The organism is Mycobacterium mantenii (assembly GCF_001667865.1).
Lineage (GTDB): Bacteria > Actinomycetota > Actinomycetes > Mycobacteriales > Mycobacteriaceae > Mycobacterium > Mycobacterium mantenii_A.
The window spans coordinates 104,942-117,481 of record NZ_LZJP01000102.1 but is presented as its reverse complement, the minus strand read 5'-3'; the positions used below and the strand labels follow the sequence as shown (position 1 = coordinate 117,481).

Sequence of the window (12,540 nt, the reverse complement as noted above, 5' to 3'; positions counted from 1 at the left end):
CAATCACCACCGCGGCCACACCGCACTCGGCGGCCAACCACCCGCCACGCGCGTACCTAACCTCTCAGGTCAGTACAGCTAGTCGAGGTGCTCGCGGATCTCCGCCTCGGCGACGCCGCTGCCCAGCGCGGCGACCCATCCGGTGATGCGGCGGGCGACGTCCTGGTCGGTCAGCGCCAGTTCGGACAGCAGCTCACCGCGCGAGGCGTGCTCGTAGAACCGTTGCGGCAGCCCGACGTCGCGGCACGGAACGTCGATGTCGGCGCGGCGCAGGGCGGCGGACACCGCCGAGCCCACCCCGCCGTTGACCCCGTTGTCCTCGCAGGTGACGACGAGTTTGTGCTGCGCCGCCAATTCCAGGACGCTCTCCGACACCGGCAGCACCCAGCGGGGGTCGATGACCGTGACCCCGATCCCCTGGTCCTGCAGCCGCCGGGCCACCGCCAGCGCCATCGGCGCGAACGCCCCGACGCCTACCAGCAGCACGTCGTGGTTGCATCCGCCGGCCGGGACCGCGAGCACGTCGACACCCGAGAGTCCCGATCCGCGACGCTTGATCGCCGGGATGTCCTCGCCCACATCGCCTTTGGGGAAGCGCAGCGCGGTGGGGCCGTCGTCGACCCCGAGCGCCTCACCGAGTTCCTCGCGCAACCGGGTGGCGTCGCGCGGTGCGGCCACCCGCATGCCGGGCACGATGCCCAGCATCGACATGTCCCACATGCCGTTGTGGCTGGCGCCGTCCGAGCCGGTGATGCCGGCCCGGTCGAGCACCATGGTGACGGGCAGCTTGTGCAGCGCCACGTCCATCATGATCTGGTCGAACGCCCGGTTGAGGAACGTCGAATAGATGGCCACCACCGGATGCATGCCACCCATGGCCAGGCCGGCCGCCGACGTCATCGCGTGCTGCTCGGCGATGCCGACGTCGAACAGGCGGTCCGGGAACTGCTGCCCGAACGGCGTCAGGCCGGTCGGGCCGGGCATGGCCGCCGTGATCGCCACGATGTCGCGGCGCTTCCTGGCGTAGCCGATGAGCGCGTCGGAGAACGTCGCCGTCCAGCCCGGTCCGGCGACCTTGGTGGCCTGGCCGGTGACCGGGTCGATGACGCCGCAGGAATGCATCTGCTCGGCCTCGTCGTCCTCGGCCGGGGCGTAGCCCATCCCCTTGCGGGTCACCACGTGCACGATCACCGGGCGACCGAAGCCGCGCGCGTGCCGCAGCGCCGCCTCCACCGCGCGTTCGTCGTGACCGTCGACGGGGCCCACGTACTTCAGCCCCAGGTCGGTGAACAGCAGCTGGGGCGACAGCGAGTCCTTGATGCCGGCCTTGACGCTGTGCATGACGCGGTAGGCGATCTTGCCGACCAGCGGCAGCGAGCGCAGCGCGTCGCGGCCCTTCTCCAGGGCCTGCTCGTAGGCCGGCTGCAGCCGCAGGGTGGCCAGATGGTCGGCGACACCGCCGATCGTCGGGGCGTAGCTGCGGCCGTTGTCGTTGACCACGATGATGACCGGGCGGCCGGACGCGGCGATGTTGTTCAGCGCCTCCCAGCACATGCCGCCGGTGAGCGCGCCGTCGCCGACCACGGCGACCACGTGCCGGTTGCGGTGCCCACTCAGCTCGAAGGCCTTGGCCAGGCCGTCGGCGTAGGACAACGAGGCGCTGGCATGGCTGGACTCGACCCAGTCATGCTCGCTCTCGGCGCGCGACGGGTACCCGGACAGCCCGCCCTTCTTGCGCAGGCTCTCGAAGTCCTGGGCCCGCCCCGTCAGCATCTTGTGGACGTAGGCCTGGTGGCCGGTGTCGAAGATGATCGGATCGTGGGGCGAGTCGAACACCCGGTGCAGGGCGAGCGTCAGCTCGACCACGCCCAGATTGGGCCCCAGGTGTCCCCCGGTGGCAGCGACCTTGTGTATCAGGAACTCACGGATCTCGGCGGCGAGGTCGCGAAGTTCATGTTGGGAAAGGTGCTGCAGATCAGCGGGCCCGCGGATCTGTTCCAGCATTCAGTCAGTCTACGCAGCGCGCGCCGAATGGCACGGTGGCGACGCTCACCGGGCCGGCGCCGGGCCGAACAGTTCGGCCAGTGTGTCGTGAAGCTCGGGATCGGCCAGGATGACGACCTCGTCGCCGGCTTCGAGTTCGGTGTCGCCCCGCACCGGCACCAGGCCGGTGGTGCGGACCACGATGCTCACCCAGATGTCACCGACCCGGTCACTGAGACCCTCGACCGTGGACCGCTCGGCCGCGGATCCGGCGGCGACGCTGAAGCGGTGAACCCCCTCCGGTTCGTCGGCGAGCCGCACACCTATCTCCCACGGCTGGGTCTCCACCGTGCGCATGGGCAGGTGCAGCAGCCTGGCGACGCCGGGCACCGAGCTGCCCTGCACGAGCACCGAGAAGACGACGACGATGACCACGATGCCGTACAGGCGTTCGGCGTCGGCGACGTGAGCGGCCCGCAGGAACTCGCCCAGCAGGATCGGCACCGCGCCCTTGAGCCCGGCGAACAGAACGAAGATGCGTTCGTTTCGCTGCAGCGCTACGGGAATCAGGCAGGAGCCCACGCCCAACGGCCGAATCAGCACCGTCAGTGCCACCGCGAGGATGAGGCCGGGAATCCACACGTCGGGATGGCCGAGCACAGTGAGGTCGACGGTCAGACCCAGGACGGCGAACGCGACGATTTCCGCCAGACCGGCCAGCGCGGTGTGGAAGCGTTTTATCTCCGGCTTGTAGGGCGCGCGGGCGTCGCCGATCACGATGCCGGCCACGAACACGGCCAGAAATCCCGAGCCGTGCGCGAGCGTCGCGATGCCGTACAACATCAGGCAGCACACCAGCGTTCGCAGCGGGTAGAGGCCTTCGCTCGGCAATGCCACCCGGCGCATGAACACGAGCAGGGCACGACCGCCGATCACCCCGACGGCCAGGCCGATCGCCATCTGCAGAGCGAATTGTGTTCCCACACTGGCGAATCCGGCCGCGCTGAGGCCACCGGCGGCGACCAGGCTGGACATCAAGGAGATGCCCACCGGATCGTTGGCGCCGGACTCGCCCTCCAGGATGGTGCTGCTGCGACCCCTGATCTCACGTTTGCCCAGCACGGAGAAGACCACGGCCGGATCGGTGGGAGCGACGGCCGTGGCGACGAGCACGGCGGGAAACCAGTCGATTCCGCACACGTAGTGCACCACCAGCGCCGCCCCCGCGGCGGTCAGGGCGGTGCCCACGACGCCCACCGATAGGATCGGGACGGCCGCCGCGCGGAACCGCGCCGGCCCGATGTGCATGCCGCCGTCGAACAACACCAGCACCAGCGCGATGGTGATCACCCGCTCCACGGTCTGCTCGGACGGTGGCTGCACCACGGACACGGAGTGCGCCGCGACGGCGGTGCCGATCAGCACGAGCAGGGGAACCGGGATCTTGACCCGCTCGGTCAGTCGGTTCGCCAACACCGCAACCAAGCCGACGCCGCTGGCGAACGACACGATCAGCGCGTAACGCAGAGTCTCGTTCACGACGGCAGCAATCGGGTGGCGGCGGGCGCGTGCCGCGCACGAAATCGGCATGCCGCGACCATCACGGCCCGTCCTTGGGTGGTGAGCACCTGAGCCTTTCGATCGGTCGACAGTGTTCGTTTAAGACATCGCCGACCAGACTTCCCGGCACACCGCGACGCAGTCTATCCGGTCTGAAGATCCACCCGCGCGGCATTGCGGCGAGGTCCCGGCGGGGCCGTCGCCGCCAGAACTCCCTAACGCGTCAGCAGCGCGACGCATTCGGTGTGATGGGTCAGCGGGAACGCGTCGAACACCCTGATCTTCTCGACGGTGTATCCGTGACCGAGGTATATCCCGATGTCGCGAGCGAAAGATGCTGCCTCACAACCGATGTGCACGACCCGCGGGACGTCCGCGGCGGCCAGCAGATCGATGATCTCCCGCCCGGCCCCCGCCCGGGGCGGATCCAGCACCGCGACGTCGGCGCCACCTCGTTCCGCCGCCAGCGCGCGCCGCACCGAGTCGGTGACGATCCGCACCTGGGTCAGATCGGCCAGGGCGGCCCGAGCGGCCCGGGTCGACCCGCGCGAGGTGTCGACGCTGAGTACCCGCCCCGACCGCCCGACCGCATCGCCGAGCGCCGCAGCGAAAACGCCTGCGCCGCCGTACAAATCCCACGCACGCATCCCGGTGCCGAGCTGCGCCCAGTCGGCGACCAGATCGCTGTAGACGCCCGCCGCATCGCGGTGCGCCTGCCAGAAGGCGGTCACCGGCACCTGCCAGGTGCGCCCGGCCACCCGCTGCACCGCCTCGTAGCGACCCTGGACCACCTTGGTCGCGGTGTGCCTGCCCTGCCGCAGGGTGCGCACCACGTGGCGTGCGCCGTCGTCGTCGACGGCCACGTGCAGTTGCGCGGCCGGGGGCCACTCGCTGTCGGCGATCCCGTCGAGCATGCCGGCGGGCAGCTGGGCACACCGTAGATCGGTCACCAATTCCTCGCTGTGGTACCGGTGGAAGCCCGGGCGACGGTCGCGCCCGACGTCGAGCCGAACGCGGGTGCGCCATCCCGTCGGCGCGGAATCCGCCAGCGGCTCGGCTTCCCCGCTCCAGGCATAGCCGCCGAGGCGCTCCAGCTGATTGGCCACCACGTCGGCCTTGAGCGTGCGGGCCACCTCCGGGGCGGCGAACGCCAGGTCGCAACACCCGGCGGCGTCCACCCCGGCGATCGGGCACAGCGACGCGATACGGCCGGCCGCCGGCTCGATGACCTCGATAACCTCTGCGTGCCAATAGGATCCGCGATCCGCGGTGACCCGAACCCGCACCCGCTCGCCGGGCAGCGCGTACCGGACGAACACCACGCGGCCTTCGTGGTGTGCGACGCAGCTGCCGCCGTTGGCCGGGGCGCCGGTGGTCAGGGTCAGCTCCCCGACCGGGGGCGCCGCCTCGTCCCGTGCGCGTGTCGACTCGCGGGTCAATCGAAGATCCCCCGACGAGCGTCACCCGGCGCCATGTGCGGCTGCAAGGTCTTGCGGCGCTCCGACGAACTCAATTGCCACGGAACCGACGTCACCATGACACCCGGCATGAACAGCAGCCGTCCCTTGAGCCGAAGGGCGCTCTGGTTGTGCAACACCTGCTCCCACCAGTGGCCCACCACGTACTCGGGAATGAACACCGTCACCACCGTGCGCGGCGACTCCTCCCTGGCACGTTTGACATATTCCAAGACGGGACGGGTGACTTCGCGATACGGCGAGGCGATGACCTTGAGCGGGACGCTGATATCGCTTTCTTCCCACTTGTGCACCAGGTCGCGGGTTTCCGCATCGTCGACGCTGACCGTCACGGCCTCGAGGACGTCGGGCCGGGTGGCCCTGGCGTAGGCCAGCGCCCGCAGGGTCGGCAGGTGCAGTTTGGACACCAGCACCACCGCGTGGTTGCGGCTGGGCAACACCACCTGCTCCTGGGCGGCGGCCTGCTCCTCCAACTCGCGGTTCACCGTGTTGTAGTGCCGGTGAATCATTTTCATGATTCCGAACAGCAGGCTCATCGCGAACAGGGCGATCCACGCCCCGGCGAGAAACTTGGTCACCAGGACCACCAGCAGCACCGCACCGGTGGACAGCAACCCGACCGTGTTGACCACGCGCGAACGCATCATCTTGCGCCGCACCCGCGGATCGGTTTCGGTGCGCAGCAACCGGGTCCAGTGCCGGACCATGCCGATCTGGCTCAGCGTGAAGGAAATGAACACGCCCACGATGTACAGCTGGATCAACGCGGTGACCTCACCGCGGAACGCGATGATCGCCAGCAGCGCCGCCCCGGACAGAAACAGGATTCCGTTGGAGAACGCCAATCGGTCTCCGCGGGTGTGCAATTGGCGCGGTAGGTAGCTGTGCTGCGCCAGGATCGAGCCGAGCACCGGGAACCCGTTGAACGCGGTGTTGGCCGCCAGCACCAGGATGAGCGCGGTCACCGTGGCGATCAGCAGGAACCCGATGTGAAAGCTGCCGAACACCGTTTGCGCCAGCTGGGTGACCAGTGTCTTCTGGTAGTAGCCCTTGGGCGCCCCGCCCAGTTGCCGCGCGGGATCCTCGACGAGCTGGACCCCGATCTTCTGCGCCAGCACGATGATCCCCATCAGCAGGGTCACCGCGATTCCGCCCAGCATCAACAGGGTGGTCGCCGCGTTGCGCGACTTGGGTTTCTGAAACGCCGGCACCCCGTTGCTGATCGCCTCGACACCGGTCAGCGCCGCACACCCCGAGGAGAACGACCGCGCCACCAGGAACGCCAAGGCGAACCCGACGACCTGGCCGTGTTCGGCGTGCATCTGGAAACCGGCGGACTCGGCCCGCAGCGGGTTACCCAACACGAAGATCCGGAACAGCCCCCAGCCGATCATCACCAGGACACCGATGATGAACGCGTAGGTCGGGATGGCGAACGCCAAGCCGGACTCGCGGACCCCACGCAGGTTCAGCGCCATCACGAGCAGGATGGACACCACACAGAAGAACACCTTGTGTTCGGCCACGATCGGGATCGCCGAGCCGATGTTGGCCATCGCCGACGCCGTCGAGACCGCAACGGTGAGAACGTAATCCACCATCAGCGCGCTGGCGACGACGAGCCCCGCGGTGTCGCCGAGATTGGTGGTGACCACCTCGTAGTCGCCGCCGCCGGACGGGTAGGCGTGGACGTTCTGGCGGTAGCTGGCCACCACCACGAGCATGACCGCGGCCACCGCGAGCCCGATCCACGGCGTCAGCGCGTACGCCGTCACCCCGGCCACCGACAGCATCAGGAAGACCTCCTCGGGCGCATACGCAACCGAGGACAGCGCGTCGGAGGCGAACACCGGCAAGGCGATCCGCTTGGGCAGCAGCGTGTGACTCAGCCGGTCGCTGCGAAACGGCCGACCGATAAGCAACCGACGGGTGGCGGTTGAAAGTTTGGACACGAGAGCCAAGAGTAAGCCCAGACGGGTTTGGCGGTAGCGTTCGTAGGAGAATGTTCGCCGACCGAAACGGCTGGCCGACGTGGGATGCCGGTGAAGGGCGCAGGACGCGGTCGAGAGGACCTCAAGTTGCGAGTAGTGGTGATGGGCTGCGGCCGGGTCGGTTCCTCGGTCGCCGACGGGCTATCCCGCATCGGTCACGATGTCGCGGTCATCGATCGTGACAGCACCGCTTTCAACCGGCTCAGCCCCGAATACGCCGGCGAGCGGGTGCTGGGGCAGGGCTTCGACCGGGACGTCCTGCTGAGGGCCCGCATCGAGGAGGCGGACGCGTTCGCCGCGGTGTCCTCGGGCGACAACTCCAACATCATCTCGGCGCGGTTGGCGCGGGAGACCTTCGGCGTCAAGCGGGTCGTGGCCCGCATCTACGACGCCAAGCGTGCCGAGGTTTACGAGCGGCTGGGCATTCCGACCATCGCGACCGTGCCCTGGACCACCGACCGGCTGCTGAACGCGTTGCTGCGCGAGACGGAGACGGCCAAGTGGCGCGACCCGACCGGCACCGTCGCGGTGTCCGAGGTGGTCTTGCACGAGGACTGGATCGGGCATCGCGTCACCGATCTCGAGCAGGCCACCGGAGCCCGGGTCGCGTTTCTGATCCGCTTCGGGGCCGGTGTGTTGCCGGAGCCCAAATCGGTGATCCAGGCCGGCGACCAGGTCTACGTCGCCGCCATCTCCGGCCGCGCCGCCGAGGCGGTGGCCATCGCCGCCTTACCACCGAGCGAAGATCTCTAAGGAGCGGCGCACATGAAGGTAGCTGTTGCCGGGGCCGGCGCCGTCGGCCGCTCGGTCACTCGGGAACTCATCGGCAACGGCCACGACGTGACGCTGATCGAACGCAACCCGGATCACGTCGACGTCGACGCGATCCCGGCCGCGCACTGGCGGCTCGGTGACGCCTGCGAACTGAGCCTGCTGGAGTCGGTGCACCTGCAGGAGTTCGACGTGGTGGTGGCCGCGACCGGCGACGACAAGGCCAACGTCGTGTTAAGCCTCTTGGCCAAAACCGAATTCGCGGTGCCGCGCGTGGTCGCCCGGGTCAACGATCCGCGCAACGAATGGCTGTTCACCGACGCCTGGGGGGTCGACGTGGCGGTGTCGACGCCGCGCATGCTGGCGTCGCTCATCGAAGAGGCAGTCGCCGTCGGCGATCTGGTGCGGCTGATGGAATTCCGCAAGGGTCAGGCCAACCTCGTCGAGATCACCCTGCCCGACGACACCCCGTGGGGCGGCAAACCGGTGCGCAAACTGCAGCTGCCGCGGGACACCTCGCTGGTGACGATCCTGCGCGGCCCGCGGGTGATCGTGCCCGAGGAGGACGAGCCGCTCGAAGGCGGCGACGAGCTGTTGTTCGTCGCGGTCGCCGATGCGGAGGAGAACCTGCAGAAGCTGCTACTGGGCAGTCACAGTCCGGCCGCCGACTAGTCAGTCGGTAACGGCGCCGGGTCCCATGTCGACCGCGGGGCCAGTGGTGGCGGCGATGGCCCGCTGCGCCGCCTTGATCGCCGCGTACGTGGCCAACGCGGCCAACACGGTCAGCGGCCAGCCCATCCCGATCCGTGCCACCGCCAGCCAACCCGTCCGGTCGGCGTGGTACAGCAGCCCCTGAACCACGAACCGGGCCGCGAACACCAGCACCCAGGCCACCGACGCGACGTCGAACGCGTAGACGGCGCGGGGCACCCGGCGCCAGCCGTCACCGCGCCCGGTGATCCAGCTCCACGCGTAGCCGACCAGGGGCCGGCGGATCACCACCGACACGGCGACGACCACCGCCCACACCAGCGACATCCAGATGCCCAGTAGGAAATAGCCCTTGGACTCCCCCAACACGTAGGCGATCAGCGCGCACAGGGCGACGCCGAAGAAGCCGGAAATCGCCGGCTGTGCGGAATCGTGCCGAATGAGCCGCCACGCCAGGATCAGCGCGGCGACGGCCAGCGCGGCCACGATCGCGGAAACCAATCCCGACACGCTCGACGCGATGACGAAGACCACCACCGGAAGCGACGAGTAGATGACACCGCCGACCCCGCCTGCCTGTGCCAGCAGACGTTCCGGGGAGATGCGGTTGGTGGTCAATCGTTCCGACGAGCCCGACTCCCGCGGGGTTGCCCCCAGATTGTCGGGATCGGTCACCGCTGAATTTCGTAGTGCGGGTTGTAGATCGCCTTGGTTCCGTTCTCCAGCTTGCCGAGGCGGCCACGCACCCGCAGGGTGCGTCCCGAGTCGATGCCGGGGATGCGGCGCTGTCCCAACCAGACGAGTGTGACGGTGTCGCTACCGTCGAACAGTTCGGCGCGGACTCCGCCGGCGCAGGCCCTGCCGTTGCACTCGACGCTACGCAGCGTGCCCACCATCGTGACCTCCTGGCCACGCTCGCAATCGATGGCGCGTTGCGCGCCGGTGCTTGCGACCTCGTCGGAGAGTTCCTCCGAGTCGAGTTGCTCCGGATCCTCCGTCAACCGACGGGTGAGCCGGCGCAGATACCCTTGGGCCCCCATGGCCACTCCTGACAATGCTGATAAGCCTCGATGCTTCCATTTATGCCAACGGACACCGTAGACCTCTTGGTTCCCCGGCGCCAACCGACTCAAACTTCGTGTTGGAGGGCGAGTAAACGGCGGGGCACTATCGAGAGATGGCGGTCGATCTGCGCGGTGTCGCGACGGTGTTGTTGCCCGGAACCGGCTCCGACGACGACTACGTTCACCGGGCGTTTTCGGGCCCGTTAGCCGAGGTCGGCGCGGTGCCGGTGACCCCGCCGCCGCGGCCCGACCGGTTGGTCGAGGGCTACCTTGCGGCGTTGGACAGCGCGGCGCGCGAGGGGCCGATCGCTGTGGGCGGCGTCTCAATCGGCGCCGCGGTGGCGGTCGCCTGGGCGTTGGCCCATCCCGGTCGGGCGGTCGCAGTGCTGGCCGCCCTGCCGGCCTGGGCGGGCGCGCCCGGAACGGCGCCCGCGGCGCTCGCTGCGCGGTATTCGGCGTCACAGTTGCGTGCCGACGGGCTGGCGTCGACCACGACCCAGATGCGGGCGTCCAGCCCCCCGTGGCTGGCCGACGAGCTGACCCGGTCGTGGGCCGCTCAGTGGCCACATCTGCCCGACGCGATGGACGAAGCCGCCGCCTACATCGCGCCGAGCTGCGACGAGCTGGCCGGCCTGGCCGCGCCGCTGGGGGTGGCGTCCGCGGTCGACGATCCGATCCACCCGTTGCAGGCCGGGGTCGACTGGGTCGCCGCAGCGCCGCGCGCGGCGCTGCGCACCGTGACGCTGGAGCAGATCGGGGCGGATCCCGCCGCCCTCGGTGCGGCCTGCCTGAGCGCGCTGGCCGACCTGTAGCCGGCTCAGCCGCCGGTGGTGGTGCGCAGCTGCTGCATCGCCGACCCGTCGACGCTGCGGCGCGCGGCCGGCTCGCCGGGCGGTGCCTGTTGCCCCTCGGCTTGCTGGGCGTCGTCCTGCTGGGCGCCCTGCTGCGCCGCGGCGGCTTCGCGCAACTGCTGCGCCATCGGCTCGGGCAGCTGCACGGTCAGCGGGGTGCGCACCGGAAGCGGGGTGTCACCGCGCCGAACCACGGTGTCCGCCAAGGCCGCTCGCGCCTCCTGCTCCAGGGCTTCCATTGTTTCGTGCGGACCGTTGATGACGCAGCGGATCATCCAGCGGTAGCCGTCCACGCCGATGAAGCGCACCACGCCGGTGGCGGTGCCCACCACTTCGCGACCCCACGGGCCGTCCTTGATGCTGACCTGGGCCGAGTCGTTGCGCAGCGACTCGGCGAGCTCGCCGGCCACCTCGCGCCACAGGCCGCCCGTCTTGGGCGCGGCGTAGGCGGCGATGGTGAAGCGCCCGTTGGGCGTGACGACCCAGACCGCGCTCGGCACACCGGTTTCGGTCAGCTCGACCTGCAGCTGGCCGGCCTCCGGCATGGGAATCAGCACCGAGCCCAGGTCGAGCCGGGCCAATTCCGCAACGGCGGGGTCGTCGAAGTCCTCGATGTCGAACGGGCCCTCGAGCTCCTCGGGCGCCTGTTCGGAGGCGTCGAGGGCCGCGGCCTGTTCGTCGGCGCCCGCAGACCCGAGGGGGGCGTTTTCGTTGTCGTCTTTGCGTGTGCGTTTACCTAATGCAGCCATCAGCGCCGCTCCTCCTCATCGCCTTGTCCCCCGCAAGCGGGAGGGGCCCCCACTGCATCGTCGCCGGCGCATCACAAACTCGCATGTCCGCCGGAGGAACCGTGACCACCGTCGCCGCGGGATGTTTCGGCCAGCCCGGCCTCGTCGAACGTCGACACCTCGACCAGCTCGACCAATTCGACCCGCTGCACCAGCAACTGGGCGATGCGATCGCCGCGGTGCACGACGATCGGCTCGGTCGGGTCCAGGTTGATCAGCGCAACCTTGATCTCGCCGCGATAGCCCGCGTCGATGGTACCCGGACTGTTGACGATCGAAAGTCCAACGCGCGCAGCCAATCCCGACCGGGGATGCACCAGGCCGACCATCCCGAACGGGATGGCGACCGCCACGCCTGTTCGCACCAGGGCCCGTCGCCCCGGTTCCAGTTTGACGTCTTCGGCGCTGTAGAGATCGATCCCGGCGTCGCCTTCGTGGGCGCGGCTGGGCAGCGGAAGTTCGGGGTCAAGGCGGACGATGGCCAGACTGGTCGACACGGGGCCACAGACTACCCTTGACTGCGTGTCCGATACGCGCGTCGCGCCGCACAACGTGCGGTATCGCGAACGATTGTGGGTTCCGTGGTGGTGGTGGCCACCGGCGTTCGCGCTCGCGGGCATCATCGCTTTCGAGTTCAACATGGGCGTCACCCGCCAGTCGTCCTGGTGGCCGTACGCGACGCTGTTCGCGCTGGCGGCGGCGGCGCTGCTGTGGCTGGGGCGCGTCGAGATCCGGGTGACCGCCGACCCCGCCGCGCCGGGGGAAGTGCAGCTGTGGGCGGGCCAGGCGCATCTGCCGGTCACCGTGATCGCCCGCTCCGCTGAGATAGCGCCCTCGGCCAAGTCCGCCGCCCTGGGCCGCCAACTCGACCCGGCGGCGTATGTGGTGCACCGGGCATGGGTGGGACCGATGGTGTTGGCGGTACTCGACGACCCGGACGATCCGACGCCGTATTGGCTGGTGAGCTGCCGTCACCCCGAGCGGGTGCTGTCGGCATTGCGGAGCTGACCGATCAGGCCGCGCAGTCGGTACAGATCATCACGCCGTTCTTCTCGCTGGCCAGCCTGCTGCGGTGTTGCACCAGGAAGCAGCTCGCGCAGGTGAACTCGTCGGCCTGCTTCGGAATCACGCGCACCGACAGCTCTTCACCGGACAGGTCGGCGCCAGGCAGTTCAAAGTTCTCAGCGGTTTCAGATTCGTCGACATCGACGACGGCCGAAGCCGCCTCGTTCCGTCGCGCCTTGAGCTCCTCCAGCGAGTCTTCCGAAACATCGTCGGTTTCGGTACGCCGTGGAGCGTCGTAGTCGGTAGGCATTGCCCTATCCCCTCACATGCCCTCGTTA

The 12,540-nt window shown here is 69.1% G+C and carries 13 protein-coding genes; 4 read left to right on the top strand and 9 right to left on the bottom strand.

Annotated features, from left to right (window positions below; all coding sequences use genetic code 11):
- Positions 1 to 78 precede the first annotated feature (78 nt).
- From dxs to A5688_RS19715, 4 genes are all read right to left on the bottom strand, one after another.
- A complete protein-coding gene (gene dxs / locus A5688_RS19730; protein WP_068268255.1) occupies positions 79 to 2,004 on the bottom strand; it encodes a 1-deoxy-D-xylulose-5-phosphate synthase in 1,926 nt (641 codons plus the stop codon).
- 45 nt (positions 2,005 to 2,049) lie between these two features.
- Positions 2,050 to 3,522 carry a cation:proton antiporter gene (locus tag A5688_RS19725; RefSeq protein WP_067839925.1) on the bottom strand — a complete coding sequence of 491 codons (1,473 nt, stop codon included), beginning with the start codon at positions 3,520 to 3,522 and terminating at the stop codon, positions 2,050 to 2,052.
- Between the two features lie 236 nt (positions 3,523 to 3,758).
- Positions 3,759 to 4,982: a class I SAM-dependent RNA methyltransferase gene (locus A5688_RS19720; RefSeq protein WP_067839922.1), complete on the bottom strand. Its 1,224-nt coding sequence runs from the start codon at positions 4,980 to 4,982 to the stop codon at positions 3,759 to 3,761.
- Positions 4,979 to 6,973 carry an APC family permease gene (locus A5688_RS19715; protein ID WP_067913030.1) on the bottom strand — a complete coding sequence of 665 codons (1,995 nt, stop codon included), beginning with the start codon at positions 6,971 to 6,973 and terminating at the stop codon, positions 4,979 to 4,981. Before A5688_RS19715 ends, A5688_RS19720 begins: the two co-directional genes overlap by 4 nt.
- Positions 6,974 to 7,099: 126 nt before the next feature.
- On the opposite strand from A5688_RS19715, the gene A5688_RS19710 reads away from it, so the two are divergent.
- Positions 7,100 to 7,765: a potassium channel family protein gene (locus A5688_RS19710; RefSeq protein WP_120312186.1), complete on the top strand. Its 666-nt coding sequence runs from the start codon at positions 7,100 to 7,102 to the stop codon at positions 7,763 to 7,765.
- Between the two features lie 12 nt (positions 7,766 to 7,777).
- Positions 7,778 to 8,455 (top strand): potassium channel family protein, encoded by a 678-nt coding sequence (locus A5688_RS19705; protein ID WP_067839917.1) that lies wholly within the window; start codon positions 7,778 to 7,780, stop codon positions 8,453 to 8,455.
- On the opposite strand, the gene A5688_RS19700 is transcribed toward A5688_RS19705, so the two are convergent.
- Positions 8,456 to 9,112, bottom strand: coding sequence for a DUF3159 domain-containing protein (locus A5688_RS19700; RefSeq protein WP_067840043.1), 657 nt, complete (start codon positions 9,110 to 9,112; stop codon positions 8,456 to 8,458). It abuts the gene before it with no gap.
- Positions 9,113 to 9,165: 53 nt separating this feature from the next.
- Positions 9,166 to 9,534, bottom strand: a complete 369-nt coding sequence (locus tag A5688_RS19695; RefSeq protein WP_067346731.1) for an OB-fold nucleic acid binding domain-containing protein — start codon at positions 9,532 to 9,534, stop codon at positions 9,166 to 9,168.
- Between the two features lie 137 nt (positions 9,535 to 9,671).
- Between A5688_RS19695 and A5688_RS19690 the strand changes: the two genes are divergently transcribed.
- The gene (locus tag A5688_RS19690) at positions 9,672 to 10,370 is read left to right on the top strand and encodes a hypothetical protein (protein ID WP_067913027.1); all 699 of its coding nucleotides are present in this window, start codon (positions 9,672 to 9,674) and stop codon (positions 10,368 to 10,370) included.
- Between the two features lie 5 nt (positions 10,371 to 10,375).
- Here the strand turns inward: A5688_RS19690 and A5688_RS19685 are convergent, their stop codons facing one another.
- Positions 10,376 to 11,158 carry a DUF3710 domain-containing protein gene (locus tag A5688_RS19685; RefSeq protein WP_067913026.1) on the bottom strand — a complete coding sequence of 261 codons (783 nt, stop codon included), beginning with the start codon at positions 11,156 to 11,158 and terminating at the stop codon, positions 10,376 to 10,378.
- A gap of 71 nt (positions 11,159 to 11,229) precedes the next feature.
- Positions 11,230 to 11,694, bottom strand: coding sequence for a dUTP diphosphatase (gene dut / locus A5688_RS19680; protein ID WP_067839908.1), 465 nt, complete (start codon positions 11,692 to 11,694; stop codon positions 11,230 to 11,232).
- 25 nt (positions 11,695 to 11,719) lie between these two features.
- On the opposite strand from dut, the gene A5688_RS19675 reads away from it, so the two are divergent.
- Positions 11,720 to 12,205: a DUF3093 domain-containing protein gene (locus tag A5688_RS19675; protein ID WP_067913023.1), complete on the top strand. Its 486-nt coding sequence runs from the start codon at positions 11,720 to 11,722 to the stop codon at positions 12,203 to 12,205.
- Between the two features lie 4 nt (positions 12,206 to 12,209).
- Here A5688_RS19675 and A5688_RS19670 read toward each other — a convergent pair whose 3' ends face one another.
- Positions 12,210 to 12,512: a DUF4193 domain-containing protein gene (locus A5688_RS19670; protein ID WP_067839902.1), complete on the bottom strand. Its 303-nt coding sequence runs from the start codon at positions 12,510 to 12,512 to the stop codon at positions 12,210 to 12,212.
- Between the last annotated feature and the right edge of the window lie 28 nt (positions 12,513 to 12,540).

Excerpts from the sequence above, each read along its gene's own strand:
- A5688_RS19685 (WP_067913026.1), bottom strand. The coding sequence starts at position 11,158 with ATGGCTGCATTAGGTAAACGCACACGCAAAGACGACAACGAAAACGCC.
- A5688_RS19695 (WP_067346731.1), bottom strand. The coding sequence starts at position 9,534 with ATGGGGGCCCAAGGGTATCTGCGCCGGCTCACCCGTCGGTTGACGGAG.
- dxs (WP_068268255.1), bottom strand. The coding sequence starts at position 2,004 with ATGCTGGAACAGATCCGCGGGCCCGCTGATCTGCAGCACCTTTCCCAA.
- A5688_RS19670 (WP_067839902.1), bottom strand. The coding sequence starts at position 12,512 with ATGCCTACCGACTACGACGCTCCACGGCGTACCGAAACCGACGATGTT.
- A5688_RS19705 (WP_067839917.1), top strand. The coding sequence starts at position 7,778 with ATGAAGGTAGCTGTTGCCGGGGCCGGCGCCGTCGGCCGCTCGGTCACT.
- A5688_RS19690 (WP_067913027.1), top strand. The coding sequence starts at position 9,672 with ATGGCGGTCGATCTGCGCGGTGTCGCGACGGTGTTGTTGCCCGGAACC.